Genomic DNA, 18,856 nt, shown 5'->3' with positions numbered 1-18,856 from the left:
AGAATAATCCCGATCGCTACAAAAAACTTAGTATTAGGGCGTAGCGTGAGTTATACTCCTACTGGAAAGACTGTGACTGCCAAAAAATCTCGAAATCAAAGTTTATGAGCAACACTTCCCCGCCTCAACCAGCCGCCAACAATCCCGCAACACAAAAACTCAGTCTCTCGACAAAATTAGCTTACGGTGCCGGCGACCTCGGCCCGGCAATTACCGCTAATGTTTTGGCATTTTACCTCCTAGTTTTCTTTACCAATGTCGCTGGTTTACCTGCCGGCTTAGCCAGTAATATTTTGGTAGTTGGCAAGATTTGGGATGCCATAAATGACCCGATTGTGGGGGTTTTGAGCGATCGCACTTCTCACCCTTGGGGCCGCCGATATCCTTGGATAATATATGGTGGCATTCCCTTCGGCATATTCTTCTTATTGCAGTGGATTGTACCTAGCACGAATCACACAGTGTTATTTTGGTACTATGTTGCGATCAGCATTTTGTTCAACACCGCCTACACGGCTGTCAATCTTCCCTACACTGCCCTGACTCCAGAACTTACTCAAGACTACAACGAACGCACTAGCCTTAATAGTTTTCGCTTTGCTTTCTCCATTGGTGGCAGCATCTTTTCATTAATCTTAGCTCTAATTATCTTTCGTGTATTTGAAAAGGACCCGAATCAACAATATTTAGTATTAGGTGCAATCTGTGCAGTTATCTCTGTCTTGCCTTTGTACTGGTGCGTTTTGGGAACTCGCAAGCACGTCGCAGCCCAACTATTAGAAAACGCCGAACTAGATAATTCTACATCCTTGCCACTAAAAGAACAGTTGCAGATTGCATTTAGCAATCGCCCTTTTTTGTACGTCATTGGAATTTATCTTTTTTCTTGGCTGGGAGTGCAGTTGACGGCTACTATTATTCCCTACTTTGTTGTTAACTGGATGCAACAGCCACAGTACGTTTTTAGCTTGGTTGCGATCGCAGTTCAAGGCACTGCATTAATCATGCTATTTGTTTGGAGTAAAGTCAGCGAGAGATACGGCAAAAAAGCCGTATATTTTATGGGCATGAGTTTGTGGATTATTGCCCAAGCTGGACTATTTTTCCTCCAACCAGGACAAGTATTGCAGATGTACCTATTAGCAGTCATGGCAGGTGTAGGAGTTTCCACAGCTTATCTAATACCTTGGTCGATGATACCGGATGTGATCGAACTCGACGAACTGCAAACAGGAGAAAGACGCGAAGGCGTTTTCTATTCGTTTATGGTACTGCTGCAAAAAATCGGATTGGCAGGGGGTTTGTGGTTGGTAGGCCAAGCGTTAGAAGGAGCTGGATTTCTATCTACAGTTCCGGGACAGCCTGCACCCGTACAGCCAGAGTCTGCACTATTTGCGATTCGAGTTGCGATCGGGCCGCTGCCCACAATTGCTTTAATTGCTGGCATGATTCTTACATATTTTTATCCCATAACCCGCGAAGTTCATGCAGAAATATTGTTGAAACTGCGAGAAAGAAAAGCACAAAATCAGTAAGCGCTAATAAGGAGTAGTTGGTAATTAGTAAAATCAAAAAACAATAACTACCGATAGCTAATCCGATCAAGATCAATAGCAATCCTCCCATCCTGTGCGAACTCTTTTTTTTCTTTGACAATGTGTCATCTTCTTATGGCATCGGTTAATTCAAAAAAAAGCCCGTTGCGCGTTTACCGAAAGGATTGCTATAGCTTGCTCGGAAGACGAATCAAAGCGATAGTTTTAGTAATAGCCCCGGAACCCAGAAATCTAGTTTTTTTACGAAAATACATAAATCGCGCCACGCCATCTGCCCCGGTAGACAAACCCACCAGGCTTGAGTTGTTCGAGATGTCGATCGGGCTTGAGAACACAAATTATTAAATTTTATGTCTGTAGCACGCTATAGAGATGAATTTGTGATATTATCCCCAGGGGAAACTAAGTATATACACTTAATCAGTCATCCAGCTCCTCAAAAGTTTATAATTAAAAGAAGAAACAGATTTTTCTCGGAAATTGATTCGATTAGTTGCCGTTCCCAAAAATCTGCTGAATGTGGCTAATTATATCTACATGGGAAATGCAAAACCTTTTAGCCGGTCAGTTAGCGCGTAAGTTAACAAGTGCTTCTGCCGTGGACTCCGAACCGAAAAATGGCATAGATGACAAATCAATACCAGCGCAAGCGGAGGCTGAGGTGTTACGGTCAATTGTAAAAGTTTGGTAAAGTTATGGAACCCCCTGTGGGGAAGCTGAGCGACACCTGAAAAAGTTTGCTTCGTCGCCCGGAAACCCGAAATACAAGCACAACGCAGCAGAGCCAAATGCAGTCTGATCTAACTCTCCAGCACTTGTAAAAGAACTTTTACCGCCGACATAGCATAGGGATTTAGTTATTTTTGTATACTATGTGAAAGTAGTGAGAACTATTAGAAGGAAGTGGGTTCGACCAACCAATAATTTCGTGTGATATCCTTAAGCCAATGCTCAAAGTATCAACCTGAAGGCTCGCAGAAGAAAGCTGATTTTACCCACAAAATATCCAAGAGGTCAACATGGAAAGAGAACAGGACGCTCATATCGTACCCATTAGCAACCAGAGCCGACAGGTGCAGCAATTTTCCGTTGACGAGGGAGAAGAGTTAAGCGCGCAGCCTCAGAAAGGATTGAATCTAAAGCCGTTTTTGAGGACTTTTCAGCGACAAGCCCTAATCATTATTGGGATTATAGGTCTAGTAGGCGGTGGAGTTGTTTATCAAATCAAGGGAAGCAAGAAAACATATCAAGGCGATTTTCGGATGCTAGTGGAACCCGTGACAACGGAGGCCAGAATTGCTGATCCCTCTGCCCTAGCCAATCGCAGCGAGGGGGGAGGAGTACCTAGTAGAGATTTTTTTAGTTTGGACTATGCAACTCAACTTCAAATTCTCCAGAGTCCTCAGATGCTGTCAGCTATTGTTCAACAAGTCCAAAAACGATATCCAAAATTTACCGAAAAAATTCTTCAAAAAGAATTAGTCGTTTTGCGGATGGGAGAAGATCTGATGACGATGACTAAAATTTTGGAAGTTCGCTTCATGGGGAACGATCCTAAATTAGTTGAGTTCGTTTTACAAGAAACTAAAAAGAAATATTTAAAGTACAGTCTTGATGAACGCAAGACTCGGATTGGTGAAGGTGTTAAATTTATTGAAGACCAGCTTCCGGGACTCAATAAGCGCGTAAACGACCTGAAATCGGAGTTACAGGTGATACAGCAGCAGCAAAAGATTACCAACCCTCAAGAACAAGGCGCGCAATTAATAGCGCAAGTTCGTACCGTAGAAACTTTAGAGTTAGAAACTCAAAGGCTACTGCAAGAACAGAAAACGCTGTACGCTAACTTGCAAAAACAATTAGATTTTACACCAAATGAAGCTATTGCCGCTTCAGCTTTAAGCGAAGAACCTCAATATAAAGAGTTGCTGACCAAGGTTAAGGAAGTAGAAGGTCAGATTGCTGTAGAAACAGCTCGTTTTAAATCTGCTAACCCTATAGTGGAAGCTTTAGAGCGCAAGCGGGCAAATTTAGTAGCTTTGCTCAACCAGCAAACTGATCGAATTTTGGGGCAAAATTTAGTAGGCACCCAAGCTAATTCTAAAGTTCAGAATTTTCAAAATTCTATTCGCATAGGCTTGATTAAACAATTGGTTGATACTGCTAACCAAGTTGAAGTCTTAGAAGCTCGCCTTCAAGCAATCACCCAAACTAAAAACAATTTAAACAGACAAGCAACAGAATTCCCCAGCATAGCCCGCCGCTACAACGAACTGCAACAGCAATTAGAAGTAGCCGCCCGCACCCGCGATCAACTTTTAAGCCAGCGGGAAACTCTGCGCGTCCAAGCAGCTCAAAGCCAAGTACCTTGGGAAATAATTTCTGAACCACGGATACCGCGAGATGAGAAGGGCCAGTTGATGACAGTTCCATCGAAAGCTAAAAACAAATTAGTGATGGCAGTTGTTGGAGCCCTAGTTTTGGGTCTGGGAGCTGCTATCCTCATTGAAAAGTTCCGCAATATTTTCTACTGTGCTGATGACGTGAAAGATGCGGTTGATGCGCCTTTATTGGGAGCAATTCCTCTTGACAAAAATGCTAGAAAATTGCCGCCTTCTATTGCTAATGCCTATGCTTATCTTGAAGGAAAAGAGGGTAATAAGAAAATTGCTGCGGAATTTATAGAAGCTTTTGACTCTCTTTATACTAATATCCGCTTTCTTTCTTCAAATCGAACGATTAGCTCTTTGGCAATTGGCTCGGCTACAGTTGGCGAAGGCAAATCTACCGTTGCTTTAAACTTAGCTTACGTGGCAGCGCTGGCGGGTCAGCGAGTGTTGTTAGTAGACGCCAATTTGCATGCGCCCAGCCTGCACTTGCTGTTGGAACTGCCTAATGTCAAGGGATTGAGCAACTTGCTCGACCATAAAAACGAACCCAATGAAATTATCCAACGATCGCATCTAGCAGATAATCTTTTTGTATTAACTGCCGGTCTCCCTGTTCCCGGTACTGCCAGACGGTTGGCATCATCTCAAATGCAGTATTTAATGGAAGAACTTCAGGCAAAATTTGACTTAGTTATCTACGATACGCCACCGCTGGCGGATAGTAAAGATGCGAATTTTTTAGCGGCGCGCACCGATGGCATACTGATGGTTGTAGCAATTCGCCAGGTTCCCTTTTCTTTAGTCCAAAAAGTTTTCAGTCAATTAGAAAATTTTGGCATACCATGCTTGGGTACAGTTGCGAATCATGCCTCTAAACGCAAGAAGTATCCAGTATCTAGATCATCAGTTGTTGAAGATAAAAATGAATATTTGAATTTGGCACCAGCACCGTCTCGTATCCGCAAACTAGCTCCTAAAAAAGAGTGATATCATGTCCGATCGATTAACCATAATATCCCGGTCGGGGCGGGTTTTTGAGAGGGTCAATTATTGGCAGGTATTGTTGGTGAACCCCCCCTACAAAAATCGCGGTCACTCGACTGGACATGATATCATACCCAAAAAAGCTGACACCCAAAAAAAAGGATACAAGCCCCCGACAGTAGTCATGGAAATCCCAAAATTTTAGACTCTTGTTCAAACTCCCAGATTCGTCTGTGGGGTAAATGGAAAATCTAAAATCGTTCGACTGAACGCGACTTGACTAAGCGCTTGGCGAACCTCTTAGGCGGAAATCTAAAATCTAAAATCTAAAATCTAAAATCTAAAATCTAAAATCTAAAATCTAAAATCTAAAATCTAAAATTGACTGATGGCGGACTAATTTCCATCCGGGTTGGTAGGAAATGTGACTATAAAATTAGTCCAGCCATTCCTGCTTTCAACCTCAATTTTTCCCTGCAACTGTTCGACAAGTTTTTGAACCAAAGCTAAACCCAAACCTGTACCTCCTTGCTTCCAAGGATCGGCGTTGGGAACTCGATAAAATTTCTCAAAAATTCGAGGCAATTCCTCTATGGAAATCGACGATTGATTGCTGAGTGTAAATTGGATTTGTGAAGCCATAGCACTTGCTTGTCGCGAATTTTTCCTTTGTCCTCTTTGTTCGCCGTCTCCGTTTTTGCACTCGACTTTCAGAGAAATTTCGCCGTCATTGGCCGTATATTTGCAGGCATTGTTGAGGAGTTCGGCTAAAATTCGTCCCAAACTAGCGCGGTTGGAACTGATCGTGGGGAGGTGGCGATCGCACTCTACTCGCAAATCCTGGTTGCGGTCGTGGGCCCGGGTGTAAAACGGGTCGATAATAGTAGGCAGCCAGACTTCTAAGTTTACTGGTTCGAGGTCGATCGGACAAGTTGCGGCTTCGAGCCGCTGCAAATCTAGCAAAGCATTAATCAAATCTGTTTCTCTAGTACATTCTGTTTCTAAAATTTGTAGATAAATCTGGCGTCGCTCTGGTGTGGGAGAAACTCTCAGCATATGAATAGCCATTTTTATATTAGCTAAAGGCGTCCGCAGTTCGTGAGAAACTGTGCTGAGAAATTCATCTTTGAGGACGTTTAAATGCTGGAGTTCGTGAACTTTTTGCTGCAATTCGGCGGTGCGTTCTTGGACTTGGCGTTCGAGGTCGGTGTTGAGATTTTGGACTTGCTGATAGAGTTGGGCTTGCTGAATGGCGATCGCGATTTGAGTTGCCAGTTGCAGCAGCAAATCCACTTCCGAAGGCTGCCACTGACGGGATTGGGAACACTGATGGACACACATCATCCCCCACAAATTGCCGTCTTGCAAAATTGGTACAATCAAATAAGCTTTGATTTGCGCTTGCTGGAACCGCGCATATTTTTCGGCGCTCAAACAGGCTTGGTCGATGTCGGGGACGGCATAAATTTCCTGTTCGATCACCGAAGCAGATTCTTGCCAAATATTATCCGGCATGATTTCTCCCAAGATTGAAGGCCAATTTTCGGCAACGGATTCTGCCACTACAATGCCGTAATTGCTGGACTCTAAATGCAGGATTGCTACTCGGTCAGCTTGCAAAACTTGGCGGACTTCATCGACGCTGGCGTGGAGAATTTCTTCGAGGTTTAAGGATTGATGAATCCGCAAGGAAATGTGAGTTAACAGCCGATCGCGCTGCAATTGTTCGTGGAGTTTTGCAGTCCGTTCCCGCACCTGCTGTTCCAGTTTGGCGTTCCGGCTTTGCAACAGTTCCACTTTTTCGGCTTGGAGTTGATAAACCGACTGCTGCAACTGTTTGACAACTCGGTACATTTCCGTGGGGTCGAGGACTCTGAGCAAGCTGGTCTGAGTAATAATTCCCAACAGTTCTCCGCGTCCCCCGCATACGACCAACCGCTGCACTTGTTGCTGATCCATTTCTTTGTGCGCCGTCCATAGGGAATCGGAAGGTTGAAGAAATTGCAGGGGAGTTCTCATGACTTTTTGAGCTGGGGTTTGCTGGAAATTTAGTTCAAGAAACTGTGCCTGCACAATGTCATATTCGGTAATAATTCCCAGGGGTTGGTGAAAGGAATAGTGAAAAATGGAGGTATAGTCATCTTTGGGCTTCTCCATTGTTAATTCTTTGTTTTTTGTAATCACTACACAACTGACTTGATGTTCTGACATCAGTTCGGTTATGCTCAGCAGTGAGGCGGTGTGGGGCGCTGTAATTGGCGTAGTCATTAATTCTGCTACCCGCCGCAATTTAAGAATGTTTGAAGGCTGCAATACTTGGCGAATTCTTTCCCGTGTCAGCACTCCTACCAAGTGGCGAAATTGATTGACGATCGGCAAATAGCGAATCTTGTGCTGGCGAAATAAGGATAAGGCGGTAAACACGTCTTGGTCATCGGATTCTGTGAGGGAGACCGACACCGGGGAAATCACTTCGGAAATCGGTATTTTGTGCAGGCCTACTTTGTCCTGGCCGTCTATTGTGCCAGAAGCTATCAGCCTCACTAGGTCGGCGGGAGTTAATATGCCGATTAACAGCCCGCGGCTGGGGTTGTCGGATAAGTGGCCTGTGGTAATAGTCTGCTGGTTCTGCACGACGAACACGCACCGGGCCCGCATCTTTTCCGGCGCGGATGTTTCGGTGATCGCCCCCCGGTCTGAGGGTACAGGTGTTTTGACTAGGGGACAACTGTTTTGCAACTGACTCATCAGGGCGATCGCCACTGCTAAGGAAGTTTCTGGCCCGGCAGTGAGGGGGTAGCGATCGATCGCTTGTTCTAAGGCTGAGGAGTAAAAGGGCGGGTGGTAGAACGGCATAGTTGATCAGGTTGTCAGAGGGCGGCTAACTATCGGGCAAAGCCTTAGGGAACGGCAGAAACACCTCGCCTGTGCTTGGGATTTAAATAATAAACTTTCTCATTGATTATTTCCACGCAATCTGAGCTTTAGATTAATCGTCTCACTAATCCGCAATCTTACTCATCTCAAATACGCAGGGCGGTTTTTACTGCCTGCTTTTCCCCTGAGACTCCCCTATAATCAAAATAACCCGAATGTAAAGTTTTACTACAAGATTTATCCATAATGACAACTTTAAGCTTAGAGCAAATTGCAGCCAAGTTAGAAAGCGAAAATTCCGCCGATCGAATGGTGGCTTTGGCCAACTTGCGGAATGTGCCTGCTGCAGAGGCGGTGCCTTTGATTAAAAAGGTGTTGAACGACGAAAGTTTGCAGGTGCGATCGATGGCTGTGTTTGCTCTCGGGGTCAAACCGACAGCCGAGTGTTATCCCATTCTAGTCAAATTGCTAGAAACAGACCCGGATTACGGCATTCGCGCTGACGCTGCGGGTGCTTTGGGCTATCTGGAAGATATCAGAGCTTTTGATGCTTTGGTGCGGGCTTTTTACGAAGATACTGAATGGCTGGTGCGCTTTAGTGCTGCTGTTTCTCTGGGGAATCTCAAAGATCCCCGGGCCCGCGATGTGCTGCTGAAAGCTCTCGACAGCGAGCAAGTGGTGATCCAGCAGGCGGCAATTTCGGCTTTGGGGGAAATTAAAGATCTTGGGGCGATCGATCGCATCCTCAATTTTGCTCAGTCGGAAGATTGGCTGATCCGTCAGAGGCTGGCTGAAGCTTTGGGCAATTTGCCGAGTGTTAAGAGCGTTTCGGCTTTAAAATACTTAGAAAAAGATAGCAATTCTCAAGTATCTGAGGCGGCAACAATTTCTCTCGATCGTTTGTCAAAAGCAGAAGCGTGACATAAAACTTTTAGTATGTTGAAAAACCCGGTTTATTCAATAAACCGGGTTAATCCGTATGTTAGCAATCTTAATAAAATTTATAGAGTATTCAGTAAAACCAGAATGTATTATTTAAGCTGCGAGGCTAAATCGCAAGTTAAAATAGTTGTCGATCTCCTTTAACCCAAACTAACCATGAATCAAGCGCCCAATCCCTTTAACTCAAATCCCTCCAATCCGCTAGACCCCTTGGAGCAAGAAGTTGACGAGCAAGGTGAAGCATTGCCGAAACAGTACCACCCGGCAACTAAAAAAACTCTGCAAAAAGTCTTTATTATCCTGGTAGTTGTCGGGGCAATTATTGGGGGAATTCTATCTATAGGGGTGATTTCGCTGATGCAAAAAGCCGGACTCACTGATGTGCCGGCCCGGGTACAGACTCCGAAGTAATATCCACTCCGAAGGATCTGTCGATGCTGAATACAGTGATTTTCTGGGATGAAACTTGAGAAACTATGATGTTTTGTATGGATGTTTTCAAAATAATTGATGCTTAAAAATTCTACGACTGCACCCGATCGCATTTCACAGCGACAGATTTCGGAAAAACTTGTCTCCGCAGGCTTTCACGCTCTTTCTGACCCCCTGCGGATTCAGATTCTGGAGTTGCTGCAGCAACAGGAGTTGTGCGTTTGCGAATTGTGCGATCGGCTTTCTGTCCCTCAGCCTAAACTCTCTTTCCACCTCAAAACCCTAAAAGAAGCCGGTTTAGTTCGCAGCCGCCAAGAAGGTCGCTGGATCTACTACAGCCTCAATTTAGCTCAGTTTGTCGCCCTCGAACAGTACCTCGCCGAATACCGCCGCTTCAGCCAGATCCTGCCGGCGCGCCCTTGTTCTGACGCAGATTAACCCATCAACATTTCTTAATGTGTTTATTGCCTGTTTGTCTTCCCTCATACTTGACATATCAAGTTTTATTGATATGATTCCAATGTACCCCTTAGTTATGGCATTGGGTGAGGTCAATGAACTCAGCAGAAAAGCCCAAGGTTTTCGCACTAAGTATAGTTGCTTTGACCATAGGTGCGATCGGGCTTCTCAACTCCTGCGGACAAGTCCAGTCGCCAGAATCGCAAAGCATTAAAATAGACGGTTCCAGCACCGTGTATCCAATTACGGATGCGATCGCCAAAGAATATCAAAATACCAATCCCCAAAAAGCATCAATTACTGTTGAATTCTCCGGTACTGGTGGAGGATTTAGAAAGTTTTGTGCTGGCGAAACTGACATCAGCAACGCCTCGCGCCCCATCAGCGCAGGGGAAATGGAAGCCTGCAACAAAGCAGGCATCCGCTACTACGAATTACCTGTCGCATTTGACGCACTCACAGTAGTAGTCAATCCCAAAAATAGCTGGGCAAAAGACATCACAGTAGCCGAACTAAAAAAACTTTGGGAACCCGCCGCCCAAGGAAAAATTACCCGCTGGAATCAGATTCGACCCAATTGGCCGAATCTACCTCTCACCCTTTACGGTGCAGGCAAAGATTCCGGTACATTTGACTACTTCACAGAGGCAACAGTAGGTACTGCGAAAGCCAGCCGTACCGACTATACAGCTAGTGAAGACGACACAGTTTTAGTGCAGGGAGTTATTAAAGACGAAAATGCTTTGGGTTACTTTGGATTGTCCTATTACGAAGACAACCAAAGTCAATTGAAAGCTGTAGGTATTGACAGAGGCAAAGGAGCAGTGTTGCCATCCCGCGAAACTGTAGAAAAAGCTCAGTATCAGCCCCTGGCACGACCTCTATTTATCTATGTCAACTACAACTCGGCTCAAAATAAAGTAGAACTACGCAACTTTGTAGAATTCTACATGAAGAAAGCTCCGAACTTAGTTAGTTCTGTGGGTTATATTCCTTTACCAAAAGAAGGCTATCAACTAATTTATCAGCACTTCTACAATGGGAAGGTGGGCACAGTTTTTGGTGGCAAAGCTCAGCTTGACTTGACTATTGGCGAGTTATTGCGACAGCAGGCAACTTTTTAGGTATAATTGTGAACCTTCTGGATTGCAACTATAATCTAACAACAAAGCTAAAGTTATCAAGAGATTCAATGTTCAAGTCAGTTTCTAAGACAGCGGGCAGCTTGTTTTCACCGGAGTGCAGCAGAGAAGCGATCGCAGAATTTCTAGGTACATTTATTTTGGTTTTTGCAGGCACGGGTGCGGTGATGGTTAACAAAACTAGCGCTGGTTCCGTAACTCATTTAGGCGTCAGTTTTGTATTTGGTGCAGTAGTAACTGCGATGATTTACGCCCTAGGACACATCAGCGGTGCACACTTTAATCCGGCCGTAACTTTAGGGTTCTGGGCGAGCGGTTTTTTCCCAAAATATAAAGTTTTGCCTTACGTTTTAGGGCAGTGTGCGGGTGCAATCGCAGCTTCTAAACTGCTGCTAATTACTTTAGGTGAAGTGGCAAATCTCGGTGCAACTATCCCTCTCAATGGTAACTGGTTGCAGTCTCTAATTTTAGAAACTGTTTTGACCTTTATCTTAATGTTTGTTATCCTCGGTTCAGGACTTGATAGACGCGCTCACATCGGCTTTGCCGGGATAGCAATTGGGTTAACTGTAGGGTTAGAAGCTGCATTTATGGGGCCGATTACCGGAGCGAGTATGAATCCGGCACGCTCTCTCGCCCCAGCTTTAGTTGGTGGCATTTGGGAACACCACTGGGTTTACTGGGTTGCTCCGATTTGGGGAGCACAATTAGCAGTCGCAGTTTATCGAGAACTGTCTAACGGATTTCGGGATTTTAATTAAAAGCATCATGGCAAATTTTACGCACAAACCGAGAATTCTGTTTTTATACGGATCGTTAAGAGAGCGTTCTTACAGCCGCTTGTTGGCGGAAGAATCGGCTCGAATTATTGAGGGCTTCGGTGCCGAAGTTAGGTTTTTTAATCCTCTAGAATTGCCGATTTATGGTAGCGTTCCCGATACGCATCCGAAGGTTCAGGAATTGCGGGAATTGAGCCTGTGGTCGGAGGGTCAAGTCTGGTCGAGTCCAGAAATGCACGGCAATATTACCGGCATTATGAAAAACCAAATTGACTGGATTCCTTTAAATATTGGGGCTGTCAGACCGACTCAAGGCCGAACTTTGGCGGTGATGCAAGTCAGTGGCGGTTCGCAGTCTTTTAATGCTGTGAATACTTTGAGAATTTTGGGCCGCTGGATGCGGATGTTTACGATTCCGAATCAGTCTTCGGTTGCGAAAGCTTATCAGGAATTTAATGATGATGGGACGATGAAGGATTCGCCTTATCGCGATCGCGCGATCGACGTAATGGAGGAACTGTACAAGTTTACCTTGCTGTTGCGGGAGCAAGCCGACTATTTGACCGATCGCTACAGCGAACGCAAGGAACAAGCCGCTAAAGAGGTGATCGCCGTCGCAAATCGCGCCCTTGAGGTTAACTCTGCTAAGAGTATCTAAAGTTGGCATATCCCTTGGAGGTATCCAAAATAACTGATGAAAAATTCAACCATTTTAAAGCAACTTTCCTTTTTAGACCGTTACCTAACCTTATGGATTTTTCTGGCAATGGTCATCGGCGTTGCCTTGGGAGTTTTCATCCCAGGTATCGAAGGATTTATCAACCAATTTCAAGTTGGAACAACTAACATCCCGATTGCCATTGGCTTAATTCTGATGATGTATCCACCCCTTGCCAAGGTGCGATATGAAGAGTTAGGGGATATCTTTCGCAATCCTAGAATTCTAGGTCTCTCGTTATTGCAAAACTGGGTAATCGGGCCGATTTTAATGTTTGTGTTAGCCATCACTTTTCTACATGATTACCCTGAATATATGGCCGGCTTGATCATGATTGGAATAGCCCCCTGTATTGCGATGGTAATTGTCTGGAGCGAGTTAGCTAAAGGAGATACTGAATATACCGCAGGACTTGTGGCATTCAACAGTATTTTTCAAGTTTTATTTTACAGCGTTTATGCCTGGTTTTTTCTCACAGTTTTACCGCCATTATTTGGCTTAAAAGGCAGCGTTATTAACATAGGAATTGGAGATATTGCCCAAACTGTTTTAATTTATTTAGGGATTCCATTTCTGGCAGGCTTTTTAACCCGCATCGCGTTGATAAAAGCCAAAGGAAAGCGTTGGTATCACAGCGATTTCATTCCTAAAATCAGTCCACTTACACTGATTTCTCTTTTGTTTACCATCGTAGTCATGTTTAGCTTAAAGGGAAATTTAATTGTTCAGATTCCTAGGGATGTGGTGCGGATAGCGATTCCGTTGCTGCTCTACTTTGTGCTAATGTTCTTAGAAACTTTCTACATGGCATGGAAAATAAAAGCTGACTATGCGAAATCAGCAAGTTTAGCTTTCACTGCTGCTAGCAATAACTTTGAATTAGCCATTGCTGTCACCATTGCTGTGTTTGGTATTAACTCCGGTGCTGCCTTTGCTGCGGTGATTGGGCCCTTAGTAGAAGTTCCTGTGCTGATTAGTTTAGTTAACCTGGCACTGTGGTTTGAGAAGCGATTTTTTAGACGTAATACGCCCGGGTCTGTCTAGCCTAGTCATACAATTTTCCGACAACCAACAACTAACAAAAACCATGAAAAAAGTAATGTTTGTTTGCAAAAGAAACTCCTGCAGATCGCAAATGGCAGAAGGATTTGCTAAAACCATCGGAGCCGGCAAGATTGGAGTCACCAGTTCCGGGTTAGAATCAAGCAGAGTTCATCCGACAGCAATTCAAGTCATGTCAGAAATCGGCATTGACATCACCGATCAAACATCCAACCCATTAAACGAATTCAATGCAGAAGACTACGATGCCGTAATTTCTCTCTGCGGCTGCGGCGTGAATTTACCCGAAGCGTGGGTATTGCGAGAAGTGTTTGAAGATTGGCAACTCGACGATCCCGACGGACAACCCATCGAAACTTTTCACCGCGTTCGAGATGAAATTAAAGCACGAGTTGAGAAATTAGTGGACTCTCTAAAGTAAGATTAGTGTCAAAATGAGAATTCTTGCCTTGTCGGTTTTAACTCAGCTCTTGCAGTATTGTCAATAAGCCTTTTAGGAACAGGCTTTTCGGCCTGTTCCACAACAAAATTCCTCTCCTGTGGAACAGGCATCTTGCCTGTTTTCAATAATGGTGCAAGATGTGAGTTTCAATTAACTTTGTAGCGACCCGTTAAAATTTGTCGCTCTCGCATCCAAAGAATTAGTGCTAAATTATGAGAGGCGTTCCCCCGGAACGCCTCTAAATCCGTTGCGAGCAGAGACTAAAAAGTTTAGCACATGATTCAGACCGCAGTCACCCCTTTCAAAAACAAACTTCACTCAGCTTTAACTAAAAAGCAGATTACAGTTTTACAAATAAATCTCGGCAAACGCTGCAACCTCGCTTGCACTCACTGCCATGTAGAAGCTAGCCCGACACGAACAGAAGAACTTTCCCCGGAAATTTGCGACCAATTAATTGAAATCATTCGCCGCTTTCCTCAAATTCAAACTGTTGACCTCACCGGTGGTGCTCCCGAAATGCTTTACGGTTTTAAACCGCTGGCAGAAGCTGCCAGGGCTGCAGGCAAAGAGGTAATTGTTCGTTCTAATTTGACGATTTACTTTGAAAAAGGTTTTGAAGATATTCCCGAATATTGCGCGCAGCAGCAACTCAGAATTGTGGCGTCGCTTCCCTGCTACCAAGCTGACAATGTGGACAAAATGCGTGGCAACGGTGTTTTTGACAGTTCGATTCGGGCGCTGCAAAAGCTAAATCAGTTGGGATACGGGAAAAACCCAAATTTAATTCTGGATTTGGTGTACAATCCACAAGTGCCGGCAACAGATAAGTTTTCGCTAACACCGGAACAAGGCAAGTTAGAGGAAGATTACAAGGTTTATTTAGCCGAACATTTTGGGATTTGTTTTAATCAATTGTTCGCGATTACTAATTTGCCGGTGGGACGAACTAAGTTTCATTTGGAACATAAGAAACTTCACAAGCCTTATCTGGGGTTTTTGGAGGATAATTTTAATCCCGGTACTCTGGAACATTTAATGTGCCGTAACGAATTGTCGATCGACTATTTGGGCAATGTCTACGACTGCGATTTTAACCAAATGGAAAATCTGCCGGCGAAAACTGGCAGTGGGGAAAAGATAAATACTGCTAAATTGCTCGCATCTGGCAGTTTAGATGTGATTCAAGAGGTGCAAACGGCTGCTTATTGTTACGGCTGTACGGCGGGTAGCGGTTCTAGCTGTGGCGGTACTTTGATTTGAGAAGGAAGAAGGAAGAAGGAAGAAGGAAGAAGGAAGAAGGAAGAAGGAAGAAGGAAGAAACTATGCTCTTGGGCCCGATTCCCGATTCCCGATTCCCCATGCTTTTGGGCCCAATGCCCCATGCCCATATTATTGAGAATGGAGATTTTAAGCAATGAATGATTCGCGATCGCCCGATGAAAATCCGCCGCCATCAAATAGGTGGAAACTGATTTTAGGGATTGGTTTAGCTGTGGCTTTGATTGCAGCGAGTAGGTTTTTCAACTTCCAAGGAATTCTGACAAATGCCTTGGAGTCGATCGCGAGTCTCGGCCCTTGGGGCCCGGCAGCTTTTATTCTAATTTACATTGTCGCAACGGTTCTATTTATCCCCGGTTCTTTGCTGACTCTCGGTTCTGGCGTTTTGTTTGGAGTCGTTGGCGGTTCGGTTTGTGTTTCCATCGGCTCGATTTTAGGCGCAACTTGCGCTTTTTTGGTAGGGCGGTATTTAACTCGCGACTGGGTTTCCAAACAGATAGAAGGCAATCAAAAATTTAAGGCGATCGACTCCGCAGTTGCCTCTGAAGGATGGAAAATTGTGCTGCTGACGCGACTTTCTCCCATTTTTCCGTTTAATTTGCTTAACTATGCTTTTGGAGTCACGCAGGTATCTCTAAAAGACTATTTTTTGGCATCTTGGATCGGTATGATTCCCGGAACAGTCATGTATGTTTATATCGGTTCCCTGGCCGGGAGTTTGGCTGCACTCGGATCTAGCGGGCGATCGCGCACTGCTGCTGAGTGGGCTCTCTACGGCATTGGTTTGGTAGCAACGATCGCCCTCACCGTTTATGCAACTCGCTTGGCTAAAAAAGCTTTAGACGAAAAAATTTACCCTTGAAACCACAGCGCAAATTAGTAAAATTGTCAATAAGTATTTACCTATACCTTATAATACATTGCTAATTTAAAAAACTCCGTGTTTTCTCTGTGTTATTTATAATTATTTTGTTATACAAACGAGATAGATATTAAAGATATCGTAAAGCAGTTACCTCAATTAGGTAAACCGAAGGTCAAAATATCAAGCTGATGCCAAAATAGAAGGCGAGCGTGCGATCGGAATAAGAATTGTTTGCAGTCAGGAATGCAAGTCATACCATTTTAAATTTGAGATTGGGAATGACTGATGCCTACCAGGGTTGGGATAACCAGCCTACAGTTGCATTATTTTTCTGAAACTGGTTTCACGACTTGGCTGATATTAATTCTGCCGAATGACCAATACCGTTTGATGAATTTGATTCGGAGAGAACATTTGATGATGCAAAACCCAGCAAATCAAGCCGGATCTGTGTCTGCGCCGCCGCCACACCAAGCAAAAAACCTGCGCCACTTTTGGGAAAACATCAGCAATTCTGCTCAATCAGGGTGGCAGCAAGCGCACAGTCTTTGGCAACACAGACGGCAGCGCCGCCATTTGCTGACCCTGCTAATTCTGGCCACCACCGCTTTAACGATTAGCACAACTGCTTGCATCAGCTATTTTTTTGTGCGCGGACTAATCCTTGACAATTTAAAGCAAATAGCACTATTAAAACTAGAAAAAGGTACCGATGAAATCGACCGCTGGCTCAGCAGCCGCAAAGCAGAAATAGAAACCATTGCTTACGATCCTACGGTTGGCACTCTCAATTGGCAATTAGTCGAACCTCGGTTGCAAGGAGAAATATACAGATTAAAAGAGTATTTCATCCTGTCCTTAATTCAACCCGACGGCTCATTTATCAACACTCTAGGCAACCGCGCGAACGCCAAAGACCGCCAACACTTTCAAAAAGCAATGGCCGGGCAGCTCAACGTTTCCGACCCGCTGATCGGCCGCAGTACAAAAGTTTCTACGATTATTATTTCAGCTCCTATTTGGGCTTTACCTCCCGCTCCCAATCAAGTAATTGGAGTCCTATCGGGCAGCATTAAATTAGACCGAGTAACATCTGTCGCTAACAGCTTGCTGTACGGTTCCGACAGTTATGCTTTTGCGCTCAATTCACAAGGAGTGCCAATTGTTCATCCCAACAATAACTTAATCGGAAATATCGACCGGGAGGCCCCAAGCTTTTTACAGTCAAAGGACCCCGCACTCTCCACAATTGCGCGGCAGATGATCGACCGCCAGACGAACATCGAACTGGTAAAAATAGATAACAAATGGGTGTATGTGGCCTATGCTCCCCTCAAGGAAGTTAACTGGTCTATGGCTTTAGTAATTCCCCGCGAAAATATTGAATCCAAACTGCAAGCATTAAATTTGCTGACATCCGTAGTCGCCGGACTGCTCATCCCGGCAATGCTAGCAGCAATTTGGCTAATTTACTCCTCCGAAAACAATCGCGCTCAAGCGGAGCGAGAAGCCATGCTCAACCGGATTGCCGGACGCATTCGCGCTTCCCTGGAATTAGACAAAATTGTGCAAAGTACAGTCGAAGAAATAGTAAGTTTGCTGCACCTAGAACGGGCGGCTTTTGGTTGGTACAAACCGCAAGAAAAAATGTTACAAATCCTGTGGGAATTTTGCCCCTCTGATTCTGCGACACAAGGCATAAAGTTTGAGCCTTACTTTCTCGAAAATGTGTTAGTACGGAGTGGTCAAGGCGAACCAATTATTCTTTCGAGCGACACTTGGGCTAAGGGTGTAACTCAACCGCCGGAACTTAAAGCTAATAGCTATTTAGCCGTACCTGTCCAGACTCAGAATCAACCGCAGGGTTATTTAATTTGTAGCCACGCTACTCATTGGCTTTGGAGCCGGGAGGAAATCCAACTGTTAAAAGCTGTAGCAGACCAATTGGCGATCGCCATTACTCAAGCTCACCTTTACAGTCAAACCCAAGACCAAGTAAAACTGCTTAATAGCGCCTTAAATGAACTGAAAAAAACTCAAACTCATTTAGTGCAGAGCGAAAAAATGTCATCCCTAGGTCAAATGGTGGCTGGGATAGCGCACGAAATCAACAACCCCGTTAACTTCATTTCGGCTAATTTGCCTCACACCAGCAAATATACTAAAGATTTATTAGAATTGGTGAGTTTATACAAAGAAGCCTTCCCAGAGGTTCCCCAGGAAATCGAAGATTTTACCGAAGAAATTGAGTTAGAATTTATCGAGGAGGATTTGCCGCATATATTGGATTCTATGAAAATAGGAACCGAACGCATTCGCAGCATAGTTCTTTCTTTGCGTAACTTTTCTCGCCTTGATGAATCTGACAAAAAGCAGGCGGACATTCACGAAGGTATAGAAAATACCTTGCTGCTGCTCTCCAACCGCATTAAAAATAGAATTTATATAGTCAAGAAATACGGCAAGGTCCCTTCAGTCGAGTGCTATCCGTCTCAGCTCAATCAGGTGTTTATGAACTTGCTGAGCAATGCGATCGATGCCTTGAACGAGATCGCTCGCCTGGATAAAATTATTACTATTTCCACGGGGGTAGTTCGCGAACATGGCGCTAAATTTCTGAAAGTGGCGATCGCCGACAACGGCCCCGGCATTCCCGACAGCGTTAAAGACCAAATTTTTAACCCATTTTTTACTACTAAAGAGGTGGGCAAAGGCACTGGTTTGGGATTAGCAATTAGCTACAAAATTGTAGTGGACGGACATGGGGGCAGCATCACAATTTCTAAACCTTCGGGTGGGGGTACGGAATTTTTGGTAAAAATTCCTATTAGTAACGGGAAGTAATACGATTTTAGATTTTAGATTTTAGATTGGGGAATGACTGATAAAATAAGTGTTTAGAGCGTGTCTATAGTTGCATTTTTTAA

At 44.4% G+C, this 18,856-nt stretch carries 15 protein-coding genes; 14 read left to right on the top strand and 1 reads right to left on the bottom strand.

The genetic code is table 11. The features are described 5' to 3' along the window. The first annotated feature begins 104 nt into the window (after window positions 1–104). A complete protein-coding gene (locus QUA43_RS14620) occupies window positions 105–1,535 on the top strand; it encodes an MFS transporter (protein WP_333374842.1) in 1,431 nt (476 codons plus the stop codon). Between the two features lie 1,040 nt (window positions 1,536–2,575). Then, window positions 2,576–4,933: a polysaccharide biosynthesis tyrosine autokinase gene (locus tag QUA43_RS14615; RefSeq protein ID WP_333374841.1), complete on the top strand. Its 2,358-nt coding sequence runs from the start codon at window positions 2,576–2,578 to the stop codon at window positions 4,931–4,933. Between the two features lie 393 nt (window positions 4,934–5,326). Here the strand turns inward: QUA43_RS14615 and QUA43_RS14610 are convergent, their stop codons facing one another. Next, window positions 5,327–7,786, bottom strand: a complete 2,460-nt coding sequence (locus QUA43_RS14610) for a CBS domain-containing protein (RefSeq protein WP_333374840.1) — start codon at window positions 7,784–7,786, stop codon at window positions 5,327–5,329. A 267-nt stretch (window positions 7,787–8,053) separates the two neighbouring features. Between QUA43_RS14610 and QUA43_RS14605 the strand changes: the two genes are divergently transcribed. The 12 genes from QUA43_RS14605 (at window position 8,054) to QUA43_RS14550 (ending at window position 18,773) form a co-directional block, all read left to right on the top strand. Continuing rightward, entirely contained in the window at window positions 8,054–8,728 is a 675-nt protein-coding gene (locus QUA43_RS14605) for a HEAT repeat domain-containing protein (RefSeq protein ID WP_333374839.1), read from the top strand. A 177-nt stretch (window positions 8,729–8,905) separates the two neighbouring features. Continuing rightward, window positions 8,906–9,160 carry a hypothetical protein gene (locus QUA43_RS14600; RefSeq protein WP_333330615.1) on the top strand — a complete coding sequence of 85 codons (255 nt, stop codon included), beginning with the start codon at window positions 8,906–8,908 and terminating at the stop codon, window positions 9,158–9,160. 99 nt (window positions 9,161–9,259) lie between these two features. Further along, window positions 9,260–9,619 (top strand): metalloregulator ArsR/SmtB family transcription factor, encoded by a 360-nt coding sequence (locus QUA43_RS14595; protein ID WP_333374838.1) that lies wholly within the window; start codon window positions 9,260–9,262, stop codon window positions 9,617–9,619. 116 nt (window positions 9,620–9,735) lie between these two features. Beyond that, entirely contained in the window at window positions 9,736–10,764 is a 1,029-nt protein-coding gene (locus QUA43_RS14590) for a PstS family phosphate ABC transporter substrate-binding protein (RefSeq protein ID WP_333374837.1), read from the top strand. Between the two features lie 68 nt (window positions 10,765–10,832). Continuing rightward, window positions 10,833–11,543 (top strand): MIP/aquaporin family protein, encoded by a 711-nt coding sequence (locus QUA43_RS14585; protein WP_333374835.1) that lies wholly within the window; start codon window positions 10,833–10,835, stop codon window positions 11,541–11,543. A 7-nt stretch (window positions 11,544–11,550) separates the two neighbouring features. Then, window positions 11,551–12,219, top strand: coding sequence for an arsenical resistance protein ArsH (gene arsH, locus QUA43_RS14580; protein WP_333374834.1), 669 nt, complete (start codon window positions 11,551–11,553; stop codon window positions 12,217–12,219). Window positions 12,220–12,255: 36 nt separating this feature from the next. Further along, complete coding sequence (arsB, locus tag QUA43_RS14575) at window positions 12,256–13,323, top strand: ACR3 family arsenite efflux transporter (RefSeq protein ID WP_333374832.1); 1,068 nt, start codon at window positions 12,256–12,258, stop codon at window positions 13,321–13,323. Window positions 13,324–13,366: 43 nt separating this feature from the next. Continuing rightward, window positions 13,367–13,762, top strand: coding sequence for an arsenate reductase, glutathione/glutaredoxin type (gene arsC / locus QUA43_RS14570; protein ID WP_333145636.1), 396 nt, complete (start codon window positions 13,367–13,369; stop codon window positions 13,760–13,762). A 297-nt stretch (window positions 13,763–14,059) separates the two neighbouring features. After that, complete coding sequence (arsS, locus tag QUA43_RS14565) at window positions 14,060–15,046, top strand: arsenosugar biosynthesis radical SAM (seleno)protein ArsS (RefSeq protein ID WP_333374830.1); 987 nt, start codon at window positions 14,060–14,062, stop codon at window positions 15,044–15,046. Then, window positions 15,043–15,204, top strand: coding sequence for a hypothetical protein (locus QUA43_RS14560; RefSeq protein ID WP_333374828.1), 162 nt, complete (start codon window positions 15,043–15,045; stop codon window positions 15,202–15,204). The genes arsS and QUA43_RS14560 overlap by 4 nt, the downstream gene beginning before the upstream one ends. Continuing rightward, window positions 15,201–15,926 (top strand): TVP38/TMEM64 family protein, encoded by a 726-nt coding sequence (locus tag QUA43_RS14555; protein ID WP_333374826.1) that lies wholly within the window; start codon window positions 15,201–15,203, stop codon window positions 15,924–15,926. Before QUA43_RS14560 ends, QUA43_RS14555 begins: the two co-directional genes overlap by 4 nt. Window positions 15,927–16,214: 288 nt before the next feature. Next, the gene (locus QUA43_RS14550; protein ID WP_333374825.1) at window positions 16,215–18,773 is read left to right on the top strand and encodes an ATP-binding protein; all 2,559 of its coding nucleotides are present in this window, start codon (window positions 16,215–16,217) and stop codon (window positions 18,771–18,773) included. Window positions 18,774–18,856 lie beyond the last annotated feature (83 nt).

The organism is Microcoleus sp. N9_B4 (assembly GCF_036701635.1).
Lineage (GTDB): Bacteria > Cyanobacteriota > Cyanobacteriia > Cyanobacteriales > Microcoleaceae > Microcoleus.
Note: the sequence above shows the minus strand (reverse complement) of the source record. Positions and strands in the feature narration are given on the sequence as shown.

Coding starts and splice junctions, on each gene's coding strand:
- QUA43_RS14555 (WP_333374826.1), top strand. CDS start 15,201: ATGAATGATTCGCGATCGCCCGATGAAAATCCGCCGCCATCAAATAGG.
- QUA43_RS14595 (WP_333374838.1), top strand. CDS start 9,260: ATGCTTAAAAATTCTACGACTGCACCCGATCGCATTTCACAGCGACAG.
- QUA43_RS14615 (WP_333374841.1), top strand. CDS start 2,576: ATGGAAAGAGAACAGGACGCTCATATCGTACCCATTAGCAACCAGAGC.
- QUA43_RS14600 (WP_333330615.1), top strand. CDS start 8,906: ATGAATCAAGCGCCCAATCCCTTTAACTCAAATCCCTCCAATCCGCTA.
- QUA43_RS14620 (WP_333374842.1), top strand. CDS start 105: ATGAGCAACACTTCCCCGCCTCAACCAGCCGCCAACAATCCCGCAACA.
- arsB (WP_333374832.1), top strand. CDS start 12,256: ATGAAAAATTCAACCATTTTAAAGCAACTTTCCTTTTTAGACCGTTAC.
- QUA43_RS14585 (WP_333374835.1), top strand. CDS start 10,833: ATGTTCAAGTCAGTTTCTAAGACAGCGGGCAGCTTGTTTTCACCGGAG.
- QUA43_RS14550 (WP_333374825.1), top strand. CDS start 16,215: ATGCCTACCAGGGTTGGGATAACCAGCCTACAGTTGCATTATTTTTCT.
- QUA43_RS14610 (WP_333374840.1), bottom strand. CDS start 7,786: ATGCCGTTCTACCACCCGCCCTTTTACTCCTCAGCCTTAGAACAAGCG.
- QUA43_RS14605 (WP_333374839.1), top strand. CDS start 8,054: ATGACAACTTTAAGCTTAGAGCAAATTGCAGCCAAGTTAGAAAGCGAA.
- arsH (WP_333374834.1), top strand. CDS start 11,551: ATGGCAAATTTTACGCACAAACCGAGAATTCTGTTTTTATACGGATCG.
- arsC (WP_333145636.1), top strand. CDS start 13,367: ATGAAAAAAGTAATGTTTGTTTGCAAAAGAAACTCCTGCAGATCGCAA.
- QUA43_RS14590 (WP_333374837.1), top strand. CDS start 9,736: ATGAACTCAGCAGAAAAGCCCAAGGTTTTCGCACTAAGTATAGTTGCT.
- arsS (WP_333374830.1), top strand. CDS start 14,060: ATGATTCAGACCGCAGTCACCCCTTTCAAAAACAAACTTCACTCAGCT.